At 72.4% G+C, this 18,436-nt stretch carries 18 protein-coding genes; 17 read left to right on the forward strand and 1 reads right to left on the reverse strand.

Annotated elements, in window-relative coordinates:
- The first annotated feature begins 74 nt into the window (after positions 1 to 74).
- On the forward strand, positions 75 to 464 hold the full coding sequence (locus AB0424_RS22300) for a hypothetical protein (protein ID WP_366308014.1): 390 nt from the start codon (positions 75 to 77) through the stop codon (positions 462 to 464).
- Positions 465 to 480: 16 nt separating this feature from the next.
- Positions 481 to 870 (forward strand): hypothetical protein, encoded by a 390-nt coding sequence (locus AB0424_RS22305; protein WP_366308016.1) that lies wholly within the window; start codon positions 481 to 483, stop codon positions 868 to 870.
- Positions 871 to 933: 63 nt separating this feature from the next.
- On the opposite strand, the gene AB0424_RS22310 is transcribed toward AB0424_RS22305, so the two are convergent.
- Positions 934 to 1,608, reverse strand: a complete 675-nt coding sequence (locus tag AB0424_RS22310; protein ID WP_366308018.1) for a hypothetical protein — start codon at positions 1,606 to 1,608, stop codon at positions 934 to 936.
- Positions 1,609 to 1,784: 176 nt separating this feature from the next.
- On the opposite strand from AB0424_RS22310, the gene AB0424_RS22315 reads away from it, so the two are divergent.
- The 15 genes from AB0424_RS22315 to AB0424_RS22385 all read left to right on the forward strand — a co-directional run bounded on the left by AB0424_RS22315 (position 1,785) and on the right by AB0424_RS22385 (position 18,312).
- Positions 1,785 to 3,224: an MFS transporter gene (locus tag AB0424_RS22315; RefSeq protein WP_366308020.1), complete on the forward strand. Its 1,440-nt coding sequence runs from the start codon at positions 1,785 to 1,787 to the stop codon at positions 3,222 to 3,224.
- A gap of 78 nt (positions 3,225 to 3,302) precedes the next feature.
- On the forward strand, positions 3,303 to 4,472 hold the full coding sequence (locus AB0424_RS22320) for an aminotransferase class I/II-fold pyridoxal phosphate-dependent enzyme (RefSeq protein ID WP_366308022.1): 1,170 nt from the start codon (positions 3,303 to 3,305) through the stop codon (positions 4,470 to 4,472).
- Between the two features lie 89 nt (positions 4,473 to 4,561).
- A complete protein-coding gene (locus AB0424_RS22325; protein WP_366308024.1) occupies positions 4,562 to 5,101 on the forward strand; it encodes a MaoC family dehydratase in 540 nt (179 codons plus the stop codon).
- Positions 5,102 to 5,183: 82 nt separating this feature from the next.
- Positions 5,184 to 6,026 (forward strand): SAM-dependent methyltransferase, encoded by an 843-nt coding sequence (locus AB0424_RS22330; RefSeq protein WP_366308026.1) that lies wholly within the window; start codon positions 5,184 to 5,186, stop codon positions 6,024 to 6,026.
- Positions 6,023 to 7,066, forward strand: a complete 1,044-nt coding sequence (locus AB0424_RS22335; protein WP_366308028.1) for a class I SAM-dependent methyltransferase — start codon at positions 6,023 to 6,025, stop codon at positions 7,064 to 7,066. The genes AB0424_RS22330 and AB0424_RS22335 overlap by 4 nt, the downstream gene beginning before the upstream one ends.
- Positions 7,067 to 7,096: 30 nt before the next feature.
- On the forward strand, positions 7,097 to 7,990 hold the full coding sequence (locus tag AB0424_RS22340; protein ID WP_366308030.1) for a diiron oxygenase: 894 nt from the start codon (positions 7,097 to 7,099) through the stop codon (positions 7,988 to 7,990).
- A 46-nt stretch (positions 7,991 to 8,036) separates the two neighbouring features.
- Positions 8,037 to 8,936 carry a hypothetical protein gene (locus AB0424_RS22345; protein WP_366308032.1) on the forward strand — a complete coding sequence of 300 codons (900 nt, stop codon included), beginning with the start codon at positions 8,037 to 8,039 and terminating at the stop codon, positions 8,934 to 8,936.
- A gap of 1 nt (position 8,937) precedes the next feature.
- On the forward strand, positions 8,938 to 9,405 hold the full coding sequence (acpS, locus tag AB0424_RS22350) for a holo-ACP synthase (protein ID WP_366308034.1): 468 nt from the start codon (positions 8,938 to 8,940) through the stop codon (positions 9,403 to 9,405).
- A gap of 13 nt (positions 9,406 to 9,418) precedes the next feature.
- A complete protein-coding gene (locus AB0424_RS22355; RefSeq protein ID WP_366308036.1) occupies positions 9,419 to 9,670 on the forward strand; it encodes an acyl carrier protein in 252 nt (83 codons plus the stop codon).
- Complete coding sequence (metK, locus tag AB0424_RS22360) at positions 9,667 to 10,917, forward strand: methionine adenosyltransferase (RefSeq protein WP_366308038.1); 1,251 nt, start codon at positions 9,667 to 9,669, stop codon at positions 10,915 to 10,917. The genes AB0424_RS22355 and metK overlap by 4 nt, the downstream gene beginning before the upstream one ends.
- 5 nt (positions 10,918 to 10,922) lie before the next feature.
- Complete coding sequence (locus AB0424_RS22365; protein WP_366308040.1) at positions 10,923 to 11,906, forward strand: carbohydrate kinase family protein; 984 nt, start codon at positions 10,923 to 10,925, stop codon at positions 11,904 to 11,906.
- Entirely contained in the window at positions 11,903 to 15,373 is a 3,471-nt protein-coding gene (gene metH / locus AB0424_RS22370) for a methionine synthase (protein WP_366308042.1), read from the forward strand. Before AB0424_RS22365 ends, metH begins: the two co-directional genes overlap by 4 nt.
- Positions 15,370 to 16,230 carry a methylenetetrahydrofolate reductase [NAD(P)H] gene (gene metF / locus AB0424_RS22375; protein ID WP_366308044.1) on the forward strand — a complete coding sequence of 287 codons (861 nt, stop codon included), beginning with the start codon at positions 15,370 to 15,372 and terminating at the stop codon, positions 16,228 to 16,230. The genes metH and metF overlap by 4 nt, the downstream gene beginning before the upstream one ends.
- Complete coding sequence (gene ahcY, locus AB0424_RS22380) at positions 16,223 to 17,638, forward strand: adenosylhomocysteinase (RefSeq protein ID WP_366308046.1); 1,416 nt, start codon at positions 16,223 to 16,225, stop codon at positions 17,636 to 17,638. The genes metF and ahcY overlap by 8 nt, the downstream gene beginning before the upstream one ends.
- Complete coding sequence (locus AB0424_RS22385) at positions 17,638 to 18,312, forward strand: maleylpyruvate isomerase family mycothiol-dependent enzyme (RefSeq protein WP_366308048.1); 675 nt, start codon at positions 17,638 to 17,640, stop codon at positions 18,310 to 18,312. The genes ahcY and AB0424_RS22385 overlap by 1 nt, the downstream gene beginning before the upstream one ends.
- Positions 18,313 to 18,436 lie beyond the last annotated feature (124 nt).

Consider the following 18,436-nt stretch of genomic DNA (forward strand, 5'->3'; position numbering starts at 1 on the left):
ACGGGCCGCCCGCCCGGTCCCGGTGCGGCTTCCGCGCCCGCCGCAGTGTCGGTGCTCCGTGATAGCGAGGCCCCATGAGCTTCGACATCTTCGTGTGCCGGTTCGAGCACGGCGAGCCGGCCCCCCTGGACATGGACACGGCGTACGAGGTCCTGGGCCCCCACGTGGTGGCGCGGGACCCCGCGTCCGGCTTCCTCCGGATCGGCACGGGCCCGGGGGAGGAGGCGGACGTCTACGTCCACCCGCCCCACGGCATCACCTTCAACCGGTTCGGCGGGGAGGGGATCATGGAGCTCCTGGCGGTGCTGCTGGAGCGTCTCGACGCCTGGCTCGTCGTCCCCGGCGGCACCGTCGTGGTCCGGCGCGACGGGGAGCGGGCGCACCTGCCGCCGACGGCGGGCGACGACACGGTGGTCGTCGCCCGCACGGGCGCGGAGATCGCCGCGGCCGTCCGGGCCGCCTGATGCGGGGGACGGCGGGATGAGCCGCACCGTGTTCCTCGTCCGGTTCCGTGACGGCGAGCCGGGGCCGCTGCCCCTGGAGGTCGTGCGGGAGGTCCTGGCGCCGTACGTCGTCGCCGCGGGTGAGGACCTGAGGGACGGCGTGCTGATCCGGACGGCCGACGGCTGCGAGGTCGACGTGGACGTCGACGACCTGTGCGTCGCCGTCAGCCGCTTCCCGCGCGGACCGTTCTCGGATGTCCTGGCCCGGCTGGTGGACCGGCTCGGGGCGACGGTCATCCCGACGGACCGGCCGGTGGCGATCCGGGAGGAGGGCGACCGGGCGCACCTGTCGGCGGACCTCCGGGACGGCGCCGTCGTGGTCGCGCCGACGGGGCCGTCCCTGGAGGCGTTCCTGAGCGGACCCTGAGGCCGAGGGCGGCGACCGTACGTCCGCGGGCGCGGCGCGCGGACGATCGCGGGTCGCCGCCGCTCACGCCCGTCCGGCGGGGCCCGTCAGCAGGGCGAGCTCCCGCTCCACGTTCTCGCGGGCCCGCGCCTCCCAGGCGGCGGCGCCGTAGGGGGTGCGGAAGAGGCGGGGGAGGGCGAGGAGCTGGCGGAGGACGGCGGCGCGGCCTTCGCGGAAGGCGTCGTCGGGGACGAAGGCGTACTCCTCGCGGACGGCGGCGGCATACCCCCGGTACGTATCGGGGTCGGAGGCCAGGACGGCGAGGTCGGCGTCGCAGAGGGCCTCGCCGTCGAGGTCGCCCGGGTCGGGGTCGTGGGTCGTGGTCAGCCGGACGAGGCGGGCGACCTCGGCGACCTCGTGGGGGGTGAGGCCGGCTTCGGCGAGGGCCTTCTCGGCGAGGGCGGCCGAGCGCTCCTCGTTCTCCGAGCGGTCGGGGCGGTAGACGGCGTCGTGGAACCAGGCGGCCAGTCGGACGAGCTCCAGCTCGCCGCCCTCGCCGCCCTGGTCGGCGAGTTCGTCGATGCGGTCGAGGACGGCGCGGAGGTGGTCGACCGTGTGGTAGCGGCGCTGCGGCTCGGCCCAGCGGGCGAGGAGGTTCCGGCCGTACGGGGCGGGGTCGGGGCCCTGGCGGCCGGCGCGGGCGGCGAGCAGGGTGGCGGTCCAGCGGCGGAGGAGCGCGGGGTCCTGGTCTGCGGTCATGGGGGCATTCTGCCCGGCGGGGGGCGTGGAGCGGGCGCTTCCCCCGCGTCGTCGCGAGCGACCTCATCTCTCTCTTACATACCCCCCATGGGTATGCTACGGTGCTCCGCACAGGTACCCCCTAGGGGTATGCCCCGACGGTGGTCGGGGGCCGACGCGAGCGAAGGGTCAGGGCAATGTCAACCGTCAATCCCCGGCGCTGGTGGGCACTTGTCGTGCTCGCCGCCGCCCAGTTCATGGTCATCATGGACACGTCGATCATCGGGGTCGCGCTCCCGGAGATGCAGAAGGACCTGGGCTTCACGCAGGGCGAGCTCCAGTGGGTCTTCAACGCGTACGTGATCGTCTTCGGCGGCCTCCTGCTCCTCGGCGGACGCCTCTCCGACCTCCTCGGGGCCCGGAAGGTCTTCGTCACCGGCTGGGCCGTGATGATCGCCGGCTCGGTCCTCGCCGCCGCCGCTCAGACCGCCTGGGTCGAGATCGCCGGCCGCGCCGTGCAGGGCGTCGGCGGTGCGCTGATCGCGCCCTCCGCCATGACCCTGCTGATGATGCTCTTCATGCACGACCCGAAGGAGCTCGGCAAGGCGATGGCGCTCTACGGCGCCGCGGCTCCCGCCGGCGGCACCGCGGGCGTCTTCCTCGGCGGCGTCTTCACCGAGTGGGCGGCCTGGCAGTGGGTCTTCATCATCTACATCCCGATCGGCCTGGCGACCCTCGCCGCGACCCGGCTCCTGCCCGAGGTCGGCGCGCGCCGCGGCTCCGTCGACGTCCTCGGCGCCGTGGCCGTCACCGCCGGTCTCGCGCTCGCCGTCTTCGCCGTCGTCCGCGCCCCCGAGGTCGGCTGGGGCGCCACCGCCACCGTCCTGGAGCTGGTCGGCGCCGCCGCCCTGCTCGTCCTCTTCTTCGTGATCCAGAAGTCCGTCCGCGAGCCGCTCATGCCGCTCGCCGTGTGGCGGGTGCCGCGCCTCGGCTCGGCCAACCTGGCGATGACGCTGCTCGGCGCCGCCTGGATCCCGATGTGGTACTTCCTCAACCTCTACCTCCAGCAGGTCCTCGGCTACGGCGCCTTCGCGTCGGGCGCCGCGCTGCTGCCGATGACCGTGCTCCTGATGATCTTCATGACGGCCGTCACCGCCCGCCTCATGGGCCGCTTCGGGGCGAAGCCGCTCATCGGCGCCGGCCTCCTCGTCCTCGCCGCCGGTCTGGTCTGGCTCGCGGCCGTCCCGCCCACCGGCACCTTCCTGGTCGACGTCCTGCCCGCCTCGCTCGTCGCCGCGCTCGGCATGTCCCTCGCCTACATCCCGGCGATGATCGCCGCCATGTCCGGCGCCCCGCAGGAGCAGGCCGGTCTCGCCTCCGGCATCGTCAACACCACCTACAACGTCGGCTCCGCGCTCGGTCTCGCCGCGCTGACCGCCGTCGCCATGTCCCAGGGCGCCGACCGGCTGGGCGACCTGCCCCGGCTGACCGACGGCTTCTCGGCCGCCTTCATCGGGGCCGCGATCGTCGCCGCCGTCGGCGGCGTCGTCACCCTCCTCGTCATGAAGAGCGACAAGGCCGTCGCGGCCGAGGCCGCCGCCGCGCCCGCGCCGCAGGGCGAGAAGGTCTCCGCCTGATCCGTCCCGAAGGGGCCGCCCGACGTCCGACTCCGGACGCCGGGCGGCCCCTTTTCCCGTCCCCCGGAAAGGAAAGCCGTGGAACTGAACACCCGCGCCGTGCACGTCGTCAACGAGCCCTTCCCCGACGGCAGTCGGCCGCTGTCCGTGCCGCTCGTGCAGTCGTCCGCCTTCGCCTTCGACTCGGCCGCCGACCTCGCCGAGGCGATGGCCGGGCCCGACGGGCGGTACGTCTACGGCCGCCGCGGGAACCCGACCGTGCGGGCCCTGGAGCAGACGCTCGCGGGCCTGGAGGGCGGTGAGGGGGCGCTGGCCTTCGCCTCCGGGATGGGGGCGATCAGCGGGGTGCTCCTGGCGCTCCTGAGGCCCGGCGACCGGGTGGTGGCCCAGCGGTGCCTGTACGGGGGGACGCACGCGGTCCTCGCGGACCTGGCCGAGCGGTACGGGATCGAGGTCGTGCGGATATCCGGCGACGACCCGGCCGAGCTGGAGGCGGCGGCCGTCCACCCCGCCACCCGGCTGCTCGTCCTGGAGACCATCGCCAACCCCACCGGACACGTCCCGGACCTGCCGGGCCTGCTCGCGGCCGCGCGGGCGCTCGGGGTGACGAGCCTGGTGGACAACTCGCTCGCCTCGCCGGTGCTGTGCCGGCCGCTCGCGCTCGGCGCGGACGTCGTCGTCCACTCCACCACCAAGTACCTCTCCGGGCACTCGGACGTCCTCGGCGGGGCGGCCGTCTTCGCGGACGACGGGCTGCGCCGGCGGATCTGGCCCCGGACGGTCGAACTGGGCGCCTGCGCGGACCCGTTCGCGGCCTGGCTGACCCTGCGCGGGATACCGACGCTGCCCCTGCGGATGCGGGCGCACTGCGCCAACGCGGAGGTGCTCGCCGAGCGGCTGGCGGCCCGCCGGGAGGTGACGGCCGTCCACTACCCCCGGCTCCCGGGGCATCCCTCGTACGCCCGCGCGCGCACGGTGCTCTCGGGCGGCGGCGGGCTGCTCTCCTTCGAGCTGGCGGGGGGCCGGGAGGCGGGCCGGGACTTCATCGAGCGGGTGCGGCTGGCGAGGCTCGCGCTGTCGCTGGGCGGGGTGGAGACCCTCGTGACACATCCGGCCTCGACCTCTCACCGGGAGCTGGACGAGGGCGACTTGGCGGTGGCGGGGATCGGTGCCGGGCTGGTGCGGATGTCGGTCGGGATCGAGGACGCCGAGGACCTGTGGGCCGATGTCGAACAAGCCCTCGCGTGAGCCTTCTTTTGGGTTGACAAAATAAATGTTCAATTCGTAGATTGGGGTGTGCCAGGGAAAGACCACTCCTAGGTCAAGGGGGAAGCGCGATGCGCTACTTCGAGGACTTCCGGCCCGGCGACGTCCACGAGCTGGGCGCCGTCACCGTCACGGCGGAGGAGGTGCTGGAGTTCGGCAGGCGCTTCGACCCGCAGCCCTTCCACACGGACCCCGAGCGCGCCGAGCACTCGCAGTTCGGCGGTCTGATCGCGAGCGGGTTCCACACCCAGGCGATGTTCATGCGGCGCTACGTCGACGGACTGCTCGCCTACAGCGCCTGTATGGGCTCGCCCGGCATCGACGAGGTCCGCTACCTGCGGCCCGTCCGCCCGGGCGACGTCCTCACCGCCCGCGTCGAGATCCTCGGCTCCACCCCGTCGCCGTTCAACCGCGCCACCGGCACCGTCAAGCCCCGGTGCACCCTGGTGGCCCCCGACGGGACGGCCGTGTTCAGCATGATCCTGCACAGCATCTTCCGCCGGCGCCCCGCCGACTCCGAGGCCGACCATCTGTCGTCGATGCCCGCGGCCGAGGACCCCGTCGCCTGCGCGCGACCGGCCAAGACCTGTGTCCCGGCCATGAGCGCCTGACGAACCGTCCTTCGTCGGGCCCCTGAGCACGGCCGTCCGTACCTCTCCGCACATCCGTTGCCCACGTGAAGGGGGACCTCCTGTGGAGGCCGTATCCCGCACCGCCCAGTGGACCGCCGCCGCGCGCGCCCTGGAGACCGAGCGCGAGGACCGGCTGTTCGCCGATCCCTACGCGCGCACCGTCGCCGACGAGATCGGCTTCGAACTGCTCGCCCGCTACGACGGGGGCGGCATCGTGCCGTTCCTCGCCATCCGCACCACCTACCTCGACCGGGCCGTCGTGAAGGCGGTGGAGGAGCGCGGCATCCGCCAGGTCGTCCTCCTCGCCGCCGGCATGGACACCCGCTTCTTCCGGCTGCCCTGGCCCGACGGCGTCACCGTCTACGAACTGGACCGCCCGGCCCTCCTGGAGGCCAAGGCGGAGATGCTCGCGGGCGAGCCGCGGCCCGCCGGCCGCACCCGCGTCACCGTCCCGGTCGACCTGACCCAGGACTGGACCGGCCCCCTGAAGGAGGCGGGCTGGAAGAGCGAGGAGCCCGTCCTGTGGGTGGTCGAGGGACTGCTGTTCTTCCTGCCCGAGCAGGCCGTGCGGACCCTTCTCTCGACGCTCTCCGCGCACGCCGCTCCCGGCTCCGTGCTGCTCGGCGACGTCATCTCCCGGGCGGCCCTGGACAACCCGCTGGCCCGCGGCTTCATGGCGGCGCTGGAGGAGGACGGCAACCCGTGGCTCTTCGGCACCGAGGAGCCCGAGGCGCTGCTCGCCGACTGCGGCTGGGGCGTACGGGAGGTCCGGCAGCCCGGTGAGGAGGGCGCCGACTTCGGGCGCTGGCCCTACCGGGTCGCCCCCCGGGCCCTGCCCCGCGTCCCCCGCTCCTTCCTGTTCACCTGCGATCTCCCCACCCACCGCGAGGAGGAGGCGGCATGAGCGCCCACGAGTTCCACCAGAGGGTCATCGGCGACGCGGGCGCGGCCGTCCGCGGTCTGACCGTCGCCCTCGGCGAGCGCCTCGGCCTCTACCGGGCGCTGGCCGCCGACGGTCCGCTGACCGCCGGGCAACTCGCCACGCGGACCGGCACGAACCCGCGCTACGTCGAGGAGTGGCTGCACGCCCAGCTCTCCGCCGGGTACGTCGAGCGGCACCCGAGCTCCCTCACGTACACGCTCCCCGCCGACCACGTCGAGGTGCTCGCCGACGCCGGCGCCGTCACGTACGCGGCCGGGTTCTTCACCGCGCTCAAGGCGCTGTACGCCACCGAGGACCTCCTCGTCGAGGCGTACCGCACCGGGGACGGCGTCGGATGGGCCGAGCACGACGCGGCCCTCGACACCGGCATGGGCTCCTTCTTCCAGCCGACCTACGAGCACAAGCTGGTCCCGGACTGGCTGCCCGCCCTCCACGACGTCACCGGCAAGCTCGCCGCCGGCGGCACGGTCGCCGACGTCGGCTGCGGCGTCGGCCACACCACGCTGCTGATCGCCCGCGCGTTCCCGCAGGCCACCGTCCACGGCTTCGACTACTCGGAGGAGGCCGTCGCGATCGCGCGCCAGCTCGCCGAGGAGGCCGGGCTCTCCGACCGGGTCGTCTTCGAGGTGGCCTCCGCCGACGACTACCCGGGCTCCGGATACGACCTGGTGTGCTTCTTCAACGCCCTGCACGACATGGGCGACCCGGTCGCCGCCGCCCAGCACGTCCACAAGTCCCTGGACGCGGACGGCACCTGGATGCTGGTCGAGTCGAACGTGTCGCCGCAGGACGTCGACACACAGACCCCGGCCGCCCGCATGTTCATGGCGCTGTCGGCCGTGATGTGCCTGCCCGTCGCGGTCGCCCAGCGCGGCCCGCACGCGCTGGGCAACCACTCCGGCGAGAAGGCGTTCCGGGCCATCGCCGAGGAGGCCGGCTTCACCCGCTGGCGGCGCGCGACGGAGACCCCGGTGAACGCGGTCTACGAAGTCCGCCCGTAACCCCACCGCCAGCGAGCGAGGAGCCACCTCATGGGCACAGCCGCCCCCCTTCCCGTCACCGACCGGTTCCTGGAGGTCCTGGAACGCCTCAGCGAACGCTCGGTCGAGGACTACTACAACCCGTACCAGACCTTCCAGTGGCCCGAGAAGCTGGAGGAGAACCGTTTCTGGATGACGCCGGAGCTGCTCACCGTCCACGGCACCGAGCACTACGACACCCTCGGCGAGGAAACGCTTCACCGCCTCTCGAAGTGGGAGTCGGTCAACTTCTACAGCCTCAACGTGCACGGCATCCGCGAACTCCTCATCGAGGTCGTCGGACGCATCCACATGCCCGGCTTCGAGGTGCCCTCCGACTTCTTCCACCACTTCATCGGCGAGGAGAACGAACACATGTGGTTCTTCTCGGAGTTCTGCCGCCGCTACGGCAACAAGATCTACGGCTCCACCGCGATGCGCGCCGACGCGGCCTGGGAGCCCGAGGTGGAGAACTTCCTCGTCTTCACCCGCATCCTCTTCTTCGAGGAGCTCGTCGACCACTACAACTCCCGGATGGCGAAGGACGACTCCCTCTGCCACACCATCCGCGAGGTCAACCGGATCCACCACCAGGACGAGTCCCGCCACATCGCCTTCGGCCGCGAGCTGGTCTCCCTCCTGTACACCCGGATGTGCCAGGCGGTCAGCGCAGAACGGGTCCGCGAGGTGGAGGCGTACCTCAAGCGGTACGTCGTCTACAGCGTCAACTCCCTCTACAACCCGCACGTCTACCGCGACGCGGGCATCGCCGACCCGCTCGCCCTGCGCAACGCGCTGGTCGCCGACCCCGGCCGCCGCCCCCACGAGCGCAAGGCGATCCGCAAGCCGCTCGCCTTCTTCCTGAAGACCGGGATCTTCTCCGACGACACCCTGCCCGTCGTCTGACGCACAGGCCCCGTCCGAGACCTCCCACCCGAGAGGTGAAGAGACCATGACCGTGACGACCCCCGCGACCGTCGGGGAAGCCCAGGGGCAGGCGAGGGGTCTGCCCTCGCTCGGCCCGGAGGGGACCCGCCTGCTGCGGCTCCTCGACGACACCTTCGAGAGCTGGGGCGTGACCGCGGGCGCCCGCCCGATGACCATGCCCCCGCTCCTGCCGGCCGCCGACCTGGCCGGGCTCGACTACTACGACAACTTCCCCCACCAGGCCGTCGTCGCCGCCCCGCTCGATCTGGAGCGCCGCACGACGACACCCTTCTCCGCCGACACCGGCACCTTCCCCAGCGAGGCCCTCCAGCCGGCCGCGCTCGGCCTGCCGTCGGCGTCCTGCTACGCCGTCTACCTCGACCACCGGGGCCGCCGGGTCGCCGACGACACCCTCGTCACGATCTGCTCCTGGTGCTTCCGCAAGGAGACCCACTACGAGGGCATGCGCCGCCAACTCGGCTTCCGCATGCGCGAGATCGTGGCGATCGGCACGCGCGAGCACGCCGAGACCCACCTCGCGGACTTCACCGGCCGTATCCAGGCGTTCGCGAACGCCCTCGACCTGCCGCTGCGCAGGGAGGCCGCCTGCGACCCGTTCTTCGACAAGGGCGGCTCGAAGGCCCTCCTCCAGCGGCTCACCCCGGTGAAGCACGAGTTCCTGTACGAGGACCTGGCGATCGCCTCGGTCAACACGCACCGGAACTTCTTCGGCGACCGCTGCGACATCACGCTGGAGTCGACCGGCGGACCGGCCTTCACCAGCTGCGTCGCCTTCGGCCTGGAGCGATGGCTGTCCGCGCTGACCCGGCGCCACGGCGGCTGGGAGGCCGCCACCCGGGCGGTGCTCGACGCGAACGCCCGCCTGCGGGCCGATGCGAGCGGCGCGGCCGGGCCGGTGATCTGACGTGCCGGCCCGTCCCGCCGCCCCGCCGGCGGGCGGCCTGGGGTGGGCGAACCTCGGCATGGACATCGTGTCCGTCAACCGTGTCCGCAGGCTCCTCACCCAGTACGGGGAGCGGTTCTTCGAGCGGATGCTCACCCCCGGCGAGCTCGCCGACTGCCGTACCTCCACCGGGCTCGACGTCCTGAGCATGTGCGGGCGGATCGCGGCCAAGGAAGCGGCCTTCAAGACCCTGCGGGTCAGAGGCAGGTTCCTGCCGTGGCCGGACATCGTCGTGCGCCGCTCCGAGGGCGGCTGGCCGCTCGTGGAGCTGCACCGGGCCGCCGCCGAGATGGCGGCCGCGTCCGGCATCACCGAGATCACCGTGTCCATCAGCCACGACGTGGACTACGCGGTCGCCGTGGCCGCCCCGATCATCGCCGCGACACCCGTGCCCGCGCCCCCCACCCCTTCCGTATCCAGCAGCAGCTAAAAGGAGAGCAACCATGGCCGACGGCCTGCAGACGGTGAAGAACTGGATCCTGGAGCGTCACCCCGAGCGCGACGACATCCCCGCCGACCTCGACCTCATCGAGAACCGGCTCATCGACTCGCTGTCCTTCGTCGAGTTCGTCTTCCTCCTGGAGCAGGAGAGCGGCACCGCCATCCAGATGGAGACCCTGGAGGTCGACGCCATCCGCACTCTCGGCGCCATCGAGCAGCACTTCTTCAAGGCGCCGGCGGAGGTCCAGGCATGAGCCGCCGCCTCTTCACCTCGGAGTCCGTGACCGAGGGACACCCCGACAAGATCGCCGACCGGATCAGCGACACCATCCTCGACGCGCTCCTCGCCGAGGACCCGTCCTCGCGCGTGGCGGTCGAGACCCTCATCACCACGGGCCTCGTGCACATCGCCGGCGAGGTCACCACGACCGCGTACGCCCCGATGGCGAAGCTGGTCCGCGAGGCCGTCGTCGACATCGGATACGACTCCTCCGCGAAGGGCTTCGACGGCGCCTCCTGCGGCGTCTCGGTCTCCATCGGCGCCCAGTCGCCGGACATCGCCCAGGGCGTCGACACGGCGTACGAGTCCCGCGTCGAGGGAGCCTCCCCGACGGGGGAGGACGCCGCGCTCGCCGCTCAGGGCGCCGGCGACCAGGGCCTCATGTTCGGCTACGCCTGCGACGACACGGCCGAGCTGATGCCGCTGCCGATCGCACTGGCCCACCGGCTGTCCCGCCGGCTCACCGAGGTCCGCAAGGACGGCACCGTGCCGTACCTGCGGCCCGACGGCAAGACACAGGTCACCATCGAGTACGACGGCGACCGACCGGTCCGCCTCGACACCGTGGTCGTCTCCTCCCAGCACGCCGCCGACATCTCCGTCGAGGGCCTGCTCACCCCCGACGTGCGCGAGTACGTCGTCGAGCACGTCCTCAAGGAGCTGGTCGAGGAGGGCGTCAGCCTGGAGTCCGACGGCTACCGCCTGCTGGTCAACCCGACCGGGCGCTTCGAGGTCGGCGGCCCCATGGGCGACGCCGGACTCACCGGCCGGAAGATCATCATCGACACGTACGGCGGGATGGCCCGGCACGGCGGCGGCGCCTTCTCCGGCAAGGACCCCTCGAAGGTGGACCGCTCCGCCGCCTACGCGATGCGCTGGGTCGCCAAGAACGTCGTCGCGGCCGGGCTCGCCCGCCGCTGCGAGGTCCAGGTCGCCTACGCGATCGGCAAGGCCGAGCCCGTCGGCCTCTTCGTGGAGACCTTCGGCACCGGCACCCTGCCCGACGAGCGGATCCAGGAGGCCGTCACCTCCGTCTTCGACCTGCGTCCCGCCGCGATCATCCGCGACCTGGACCTCAAGCGGCCGATCTACGCGGCGACGGCGGCCTACGGCCACTTCGGCCGCGAACTCCCCGAGTTCACCTGGGAGCGCACCGACCGCGTGGAGCAGCTGAAGAAGGCGGCGGGTGCCCCGCGGGCGCACGAAGGCGAAGGGGGCTGAGAAGGATGCGCATCGCTGTCACGGGATCCATCGCGACCGACCATCTGATGACCTTCCCCGGCTGGTTCAGCGAGCAGCTCATCGCCGACCGGCTCGACCGGGTCTCCCTGTCGTTCCTCGCCGACGACCTGGAGGTCAGGCGCGGTGGAGTGGCAGCGAACATCGCCTTCGGGCTCGGGGTCCTCGGACTGCGGCCCGCCCTGGTGGGAGCGGTCGGCGCCGACTTCGAGCCGTACCGGGTCTGGCTGAAGGACCACGGCGTCGACACCGACTCCGTGCGCGTCAGCGAGACGCTCCACACCGCGCGCTTCGTCTGTACCACCGACCGGGCCCAGAACCAGATCGCCACCTTCTACGCGGGGGCGATGGCCGAGGCGCGCGCGATCGACCTGCGGGAGGTCGCCCTGCGCACCGGCCGGCTGGAACTGGTCCTGGTCTCCCCGGACGACCCCCAGGCCATGCTCCGGCACACCCGCACCTGCCGTGACCTGGGCATCCCCTTCGCCGCCGACCCGTCGCAGCAGCTGGCGCGGCTCGACGGGGGAGAGGCGCGGGAGCTGGTGGACGGGGCGCGGTTCCTCTTCACCAACGAGTACGAGACGGCCCTGCTCCTGGAGAAGACCGGCTGGAGCGAGGCCGACGTGCTGCGCCGGGTCCGCACCTGGGTCACCACCCACGGCGGGGCGGGCGTCCGGATCCGCGGCGAGGGCCGCGCCACGTCGGCCGTGCCGGCGGTCGCGGTCCCCGCGGTCGTCGACCCGACCGGGGTCGGCGACGCCTTCCGGGCCGGGTTCCTCGCCGGGACCCTGTGGGGCGTGCCGGAGCGGTGCGCGGCGCAGCTGGGCTGCGCGGTCGCCGCGACCGTCCTCGACTACGTGGGGACGCAGGAGTACCGGCTGCACCGGGACTCCCTCCTCGACCGGATCAGGACGACGTACGGGGTGGGCTGCACGGCCGCCCTCGTCACCCACCTGGGGGCCCTGTCATGAGCGCGGCCCGGCGCCCGCTCCGGGAGGAGCTCGCCACCCGGGTCGTCGTCGCCGACGGCGCCATGGGCACCATGCTCCAGGCCGCCGACCCGACGATGGACGACTTCCGGGACCTGGAGGGCTGCAACGAGATCCTCAACCTCACCCGCCCCGACATCGTCGCCTCCGTCCACGACGCGTACTTCTCCGTCGGCGTGGACTGCGTCGAGACCAACACCTTCGGGGCGAACCTGGCGGCGCTCGCCGAGTACGGCATCGAGAACCAGGTGTACGAGCTGTCCGAGGCCGGCGCCCGGATCGCCCGCGCCTCGGCGGACGCGCACACGGCCGCCGACGGACGCCCCCGCTGGGTCCTCGGCTCCATGGGCCCCGGCACGAAGCTGCCGACGCTCGGCCACGTCACCTACGAGTCGCTGCGGGACGCCTTCCGGCAGAACGCCGAGGGCCTGATCCGCGGCGGCGCGGACGCCCTGCTCATCGAGACCTCGCAGGACCTGCTCCAGACGAAGGCGGCCGTCATCGGCGCCCGCCGCGCCCTGGACTGGGTCGGCGTGGACCTGCCGGTCATCGTGCAGGTCACGGTGGAGACGACCGGCACCATGCTGCTCGGCTCGGAGATCGGCGCGGCGCTCACCGCCCTGGAGCCGCTCGGCATCGACATGATCGGCCTGAACTGCGCCACGGGCCCGGCCGAGATGGCCGAGCACCTGCGGTACCTGTCCCGGCACGCCCGTGTCCCGATCTCCGTCATGCCGAACGCGGGCCTGCCCGTCCTGACCTCCGACGGCGCCCACTATCCCCTGTCGCCGGCGGAACTGGCCGACGCCCAGGAGGCGTTCGTCCGGGAGTACGGCCCCGCCCTGGTCGGCGGCTGCTGCGGCACGACCCCGGAGCACCTGCGGGAGATCGTGGAGCGGGTGCGGGGCGCGGCGGTCCTCGACCGCCGTCCGGCGCCGGAGCCCGGCGTCTCCTCCCTCTACGGCCATGTGCCGTTCCGCCAGGACAGCTCCTACCTGGCGATCGGCGAGCGGACCAACGCCAACGGCTCGAAGAAGTTCCGCGAGGCCATGCTCGAAGGGCGCTGGGACGACTGCGTCGAGATGGCCCGCGAGCAGATCCGCGAGGGCGCGCACCTGCTCGACCTCTGCGTCGACTACGTGGGCCGCGACGGCGTCGCCGACATGGAGGAGCTGGCCGGCCGCTTCGCGACCGCCTCCACCCTCCCGATCGTCCTGGACTCCACCGAGGTCGACGTCCTGCGCGCCGGCCTGGAGAAGCTCGGCGGCCGGGCGGTCGTCAACTCCGTCAACTACGAGGACGGCGACGGCCCCGACTCCCGCTTCGCCAAGGTCACGGCCCTCGCCAAGGAGCACGGCGCGGCCCTGATGGCGCTGACCATCGACGAGCGGGGCCAGGCCCGCACCGCCGAGGCGAAGGTCGCGATAGCCGAGCGGCTCGTCGAGGACCTCACCGGCACCTGGGGGATCAGGGAGTGCGACATCCTGATCGACACCCTGACCTTCACCATCTGCACCGGCCAGGAGGAGTCCCGCAAGGACGGCATCGCGACCATCGAGGCCATCCGCGAGCTCAAGCGCCGCCGCCCGGACGTCCAGACGACCCTGGGCCTGTCCAACATCTCCTTCGGCCTCAACCCGGCCGCCCGCATCGTCCTCAACTCGGTCTTCCTCGACGAGTGCGTCAAGGCCGGTCTCGACTCGGCGATCGTCCACGCCTCGAAGATCCTGCCGATCGCCCGCCTCGAACCGGAGCAGGTCCGCGTCGCGCTCGACCTGATCCACGACCGGCGGGCCGACGGCTACGACCCGCTCCAGCGGTTCCTGGAGATGTTCGAGGGCGCCACGGCGAAGTCCCTGAAGGCCGGCAGGACCGAGGAACTCCTCGCCCTGCCCCTGGACGAGCGCCTCAGGCGCCGCATCGTCGACGGCGAGAAGAACGGCCTGGAGGCCGACCTCGACGCCGCGCTCGCCCTCCGCCCGGCCCTGGAGATCGTCAACGAGATCCTGCTCGACGGCATGAAGACCGTGGGCGAGCTGTTCGGCTCCGGTCAGATGCAGCTGCCGTTCGTGCTCCAGTCCGCCGAGGTCATGAAGACCGCGGTGGCCCACCTGGAGCCGCACATGGAGAAGTCGGACGCGGAGGGCAAGGGCACGATCGTGCTCGCCACCGTCCGCGGCGACGTCCACGACATCGGCAAGAACCTCGTCGACATCATCCTGTCCAACAACGGCTACAACGTCGTCAACATCGGCATCAAGCAGCCCGTCTCCGCGATCCTGGAAGCCGCCGAGGAGCACTCCGCCGACGTCATCGGCATGTCCGGCCTCCTCGTGAAGTCCACCGTGATCATGAAGGAGAACCTCCAGGAGCTGAACCAGCGCGAGCTGGCCGCCAAGTACCCCGTGATCCTCGGCGGCGCCGCCCTCACCCGCGCCTACGTCGAGCAGGACCTCCACGAGATCTACCAGGGCGAGGTCCGCTACGCCCGCGACGCCTTCGAGGGCCTGCGCCTCATGGACGCCCTCATGGGCCTCAAGCGGGGCGTCCCCGGCGCCTCCCTCCCACCCCTCAAGCAGCGCCGCGTACCCCGGCGCGCGACCCCCCTCGCGGAGGTCCGCACCCCCGAACCCGCCGGCCGCTCCGACGTCGCCGCCGACAACCCCGTACCCGAACCCCCCTTCCTCGGCACCCGGGTCGTCCGCGGCATCCCCCTCGCCGACTACGCCCCCTGGCTCGACGAGACCGCCCTCTTCAAGGGCCAGTGGGGCCTCAAGGACGCCACCACCATCGAGACCGAGGGCAGACCGCGCCTCCGGGCCCTGCTCGACCGCGTCGAACGCGAGAACCTGGTCGAGGCGGCCGTCGTCCACGGCTGGTTCCCCTGCGTCTCCAAGGGCGACGACCTGATCGTCCTGGACGAGGACGGAGGCGAGCGGACCCGCTTCTCCTTCCCCCGCCAGCAGCGGGGCCGCCGCCTCTGCCTGGCCGACTTCCACCGCGCCGAGGACTCCGGCGAGGTCGACGCGGTCGCCCTGCAACTCGTCACCGTCGGCCCCCGGATCGGCGAGGAGACCGCCCGCCTCTTCGCCGCCGACGCCTACCGCGACTACCTCGAACTCCACGGCCTCTCCGTCCAGCTCGCCGAGGCCCTCGCCGAGTTCTGGCACGCCCGCGTCCGCGCCGAGTGGGGCATCGCCGGCGCCTCCGAACCGGCCGGCCTCGACGGCATGCTGCGCACCGAGTACCAGGGCTGCCGCTACTCCCTCGGCTACCCCGCCTGCCCCGACCTGGAGGACCGGGCGAAGATCGCCGCGCTCCTGCGGCCCGAGCGGATCGGCGTCGAGCTCTCGGAGGAGTACCAGCTCCACCCCGAGCAGTCGACGGACGCGATCGTCGTCCACCACCCGGAGGCGAGCTACTTCAACGCCGGAGGCAGACGCCTGTGAACCCCACCTTCTCCTTCGAGTTCTTCCCGCCGAAGACCGACCGCGGCGAGCAGACCCTCTGGGACGCCCTCCGCCGCGTCGAGGCACTCCGGCCCGACTTCGTCTCCGTGACGTACGGCGCCGGAGGCTCGTCCCGCGACCGGACGATCGACGTCACCCAGCGGATCGCCGCCGAGACCACGCTGCGGCCCGTCGCCCACCTGACGGCCGTCGGCCACTCCGTCGCCGAACTGCGCGCCATCATCGGCGCCTACGCGGACGCCGGCGTCCGCGACGTGCTCGTCCTGCGCGGCGACCCGCCGGGCGACCCCCGCGGTCCCTGGACCCCGCACCCGGAGGGCTTCACCCACGCCCACGAACTCGTCTCCCTCGTCCGCTCCCTGGGCGACTTCCGGATCGGGGTGGCCGCCTTCCCCGAAGGCCACCCCCGGTCCCCGGGCCCCGCCGCCGACCTCGCGCACTTCGTCGCCAAGTGCCGGGCCGGCGCCGACTACGCCATCACGCAGATGTTCTTCGACCCCGAGGACTACCTGCGGCTGCGCGACCGGGTCGCCGCCGCCGGCTGCGACACCCCGATCATCCCGGAGATCATGCCCGCCACCGACGTACGCCAGATCCGGCGCTTCGCCGAACTGAGCGACGCCGCCTTCCCCGAGGACCTGGCCCACCGCCTCGAAGCGGCCCGCGACGACCCGGCCGCCGCGTACCGCACCGGCGTCGAGCACGCGACCGCCATGGGCCTGCGCCTGCTCGACGAGGGCGCGCCCGGCCTGCACTACATCACGCTCAACAAGTCGACGGCGGCCCTCGAAATCCACCGCACCATCCTCAGCGCAAGGAGCGTTGCCCATGTCTGACCTCACCACCGGCTTCTCCGACTTCAAGGTCGCGGACCTCTCCCTGGCCGCCTTCGGCCGCAAGGAGATCACCCTCGCCGAGCACGAGATGCCCGGCCTGATGTCGATCCGCCGCGAGTACGCCGCCGCGCAGCCCCTCGCCGGAGCCCGCATCACCGGCTCCCTGCACATGACCGTCCAGACCGCCGTCCTCATCGAGACGCTGGTCGCCCTCGGCGCCGAGGTCCGCTGGGTGTCCTGCAACATCTACTCCACCCAGGACCACGCCGCCGCCGCGATCGCCGCCGCCGGCATCCCGGTCTTCGCCTGGAAGGGCGAGACCCTGGAGGAGTACTGGTGGTGCACCGAGCAGGCCCTCACCTGGCCCGGCGCCGACGGCCCGAACATGATCCTCGACGACGGAGGCGACGCCACCCTCCTCGTCCACAGGGGTGTGGAGTACCAGAAGGCCGGCGCCGTCCCCGACCCCTCCACCGCCGACAACGACGAGTTCCGGGTCGTCCTGGAACTGCTGCGGGACACCACCCTCGACTGGACCGCGATCGCCGCCTCGATCCGCGGCGTCACCGAGGAGACCACCACCGGCGTCCACCGCCTGTACGAGATGCACCGCGAGGGCGCGCTCCTCTTCCCCGCGATCAACGTGAACGACGCCGTCACCAAGTCCAAGTTCGACAACAAGTACGGCTGCCGCCACTCGCTGATCGACGGCATCAACCGCGCCACCGACGTCCTCATCGGCGGCAAGACGGCCGTCGTCTGCGGCTACGGCGACGTCGGCAAGGGATCCGCCGAATCCCTCCGCGGCCAGGGCGCCCGCGTCATCGTCACCGAGATCGACCCCATCTGCGCGCTCCAGGCCGCCATGGACGGTTACCAGGTCGCCACCCTGGACGACGTCGTCGAGACCGCCGACATCTTCATCACCACGACCGGCAACAAGGACATCATCATGGCCGCCGACATGGCCAAGATGAAGCACCAGGCCATCGTGGGCAACATCGGCCACTTCGACAACGAGATCGACATGGCCGGCCTCGCCCGCATCCCCGGCATCGTCAAGGACGAGGTCAAGCCGCAGGTCCACACCTGGACCTTCGCCGACGGCAAGGTCGTCATCGTCCTCTCCGAGGGCCGACTGCTCAACCTCGGCAACGCGACCGGCCACCCCTCCTTCGTCATGTCGAACTCCTTCGCCGACCAGACCCTCGCCCAGATCGAGCTGTTCACGAAGCCCGAGGAGTACCCCGTCGACGTTCACACCCTCCCCAAGCACCTCGACGAGAAGGTCGCCCGCCTCCACCTCGACGCCCTCGGCGTCCGCCTCACCACCCTCCGCCCCGACCAGGCCGCCTACATCGGCGTCCCCGTCGACGGCCCCTACAAGCCGGACCACTACCGCTACTGATGTGTACCGCATGCGTCCACGACACCCGCGACCCGTGGCTCCCCGACCGTCTCCTCACGACGGAACGGGACCTCCTGATGCCGCTCCTCCGCCGCACCCCCGAGGAGGCGTACGCGCTCCGCACCGCCTGCCCCGGCTGGACCGTCCGCCAGGTCCTCGCCCACTGCGGCGCCGCCCTCGTCCGCATCGTCGAGGACCGCCTGGAGGAAGGCGTCTTCCTCCCCGAGGCCAACGCCTCCGACGTCGCCGAACGCGAGGACTGGGCCCTCGGCCGCGTCCTCGACGAACTCGAACGCGGCCTCACCGAGGCGGGCCCCGTCATCGCCGCCCGCGACGACGGCCGCCTCGACGCCGTCGCCCTCGGCGAATGGGTGCACGCCGGCGACGTCCGCGAAGCCCTCGGCGCCCCCGGCGCCTACTGCGGTGCCAGCCTCGACCTCGCCCTCCCCCTCCTCTCCGTCACCAGCCGCAGCCGCGAGACCCCCCGCCTCCTCGGCCTCCTCCCCGACCGCGACCACCCCCTCGCCCTCGGCAACGAGCTGCCCGGCCGCCCCGCCGCCCACTTCCGCGGCGACGCGCCCACCCTCATCCGCATCTACTCCGGCCGCCCCCTCGTCCGCACCCTCTACCACCTCACCGGCGCCACCGAGCAAGAACTCTGCCTCTACCGCTGACCTCCCCCGTTGGGCCGTGACGTGCCGCCGAGCCCGCCCCCTCCGTAGGGCCCCCGGCCCCGCCGTGCGGCACACGGGCCGCCGAGCCCCAGGCCCACCCTCCGCCCCAGCCGCGCACGCCGTG

It is taken from the genome of Streptomyces sp. NPDC051180, from assembly GCF_040689545.1.
Taxonomy (GTDB): domain Bacteria; phylum Actinomycetota; class Actinomycetes; order Streptomycetales; family Streptomycetaceae; genus Streptomyces.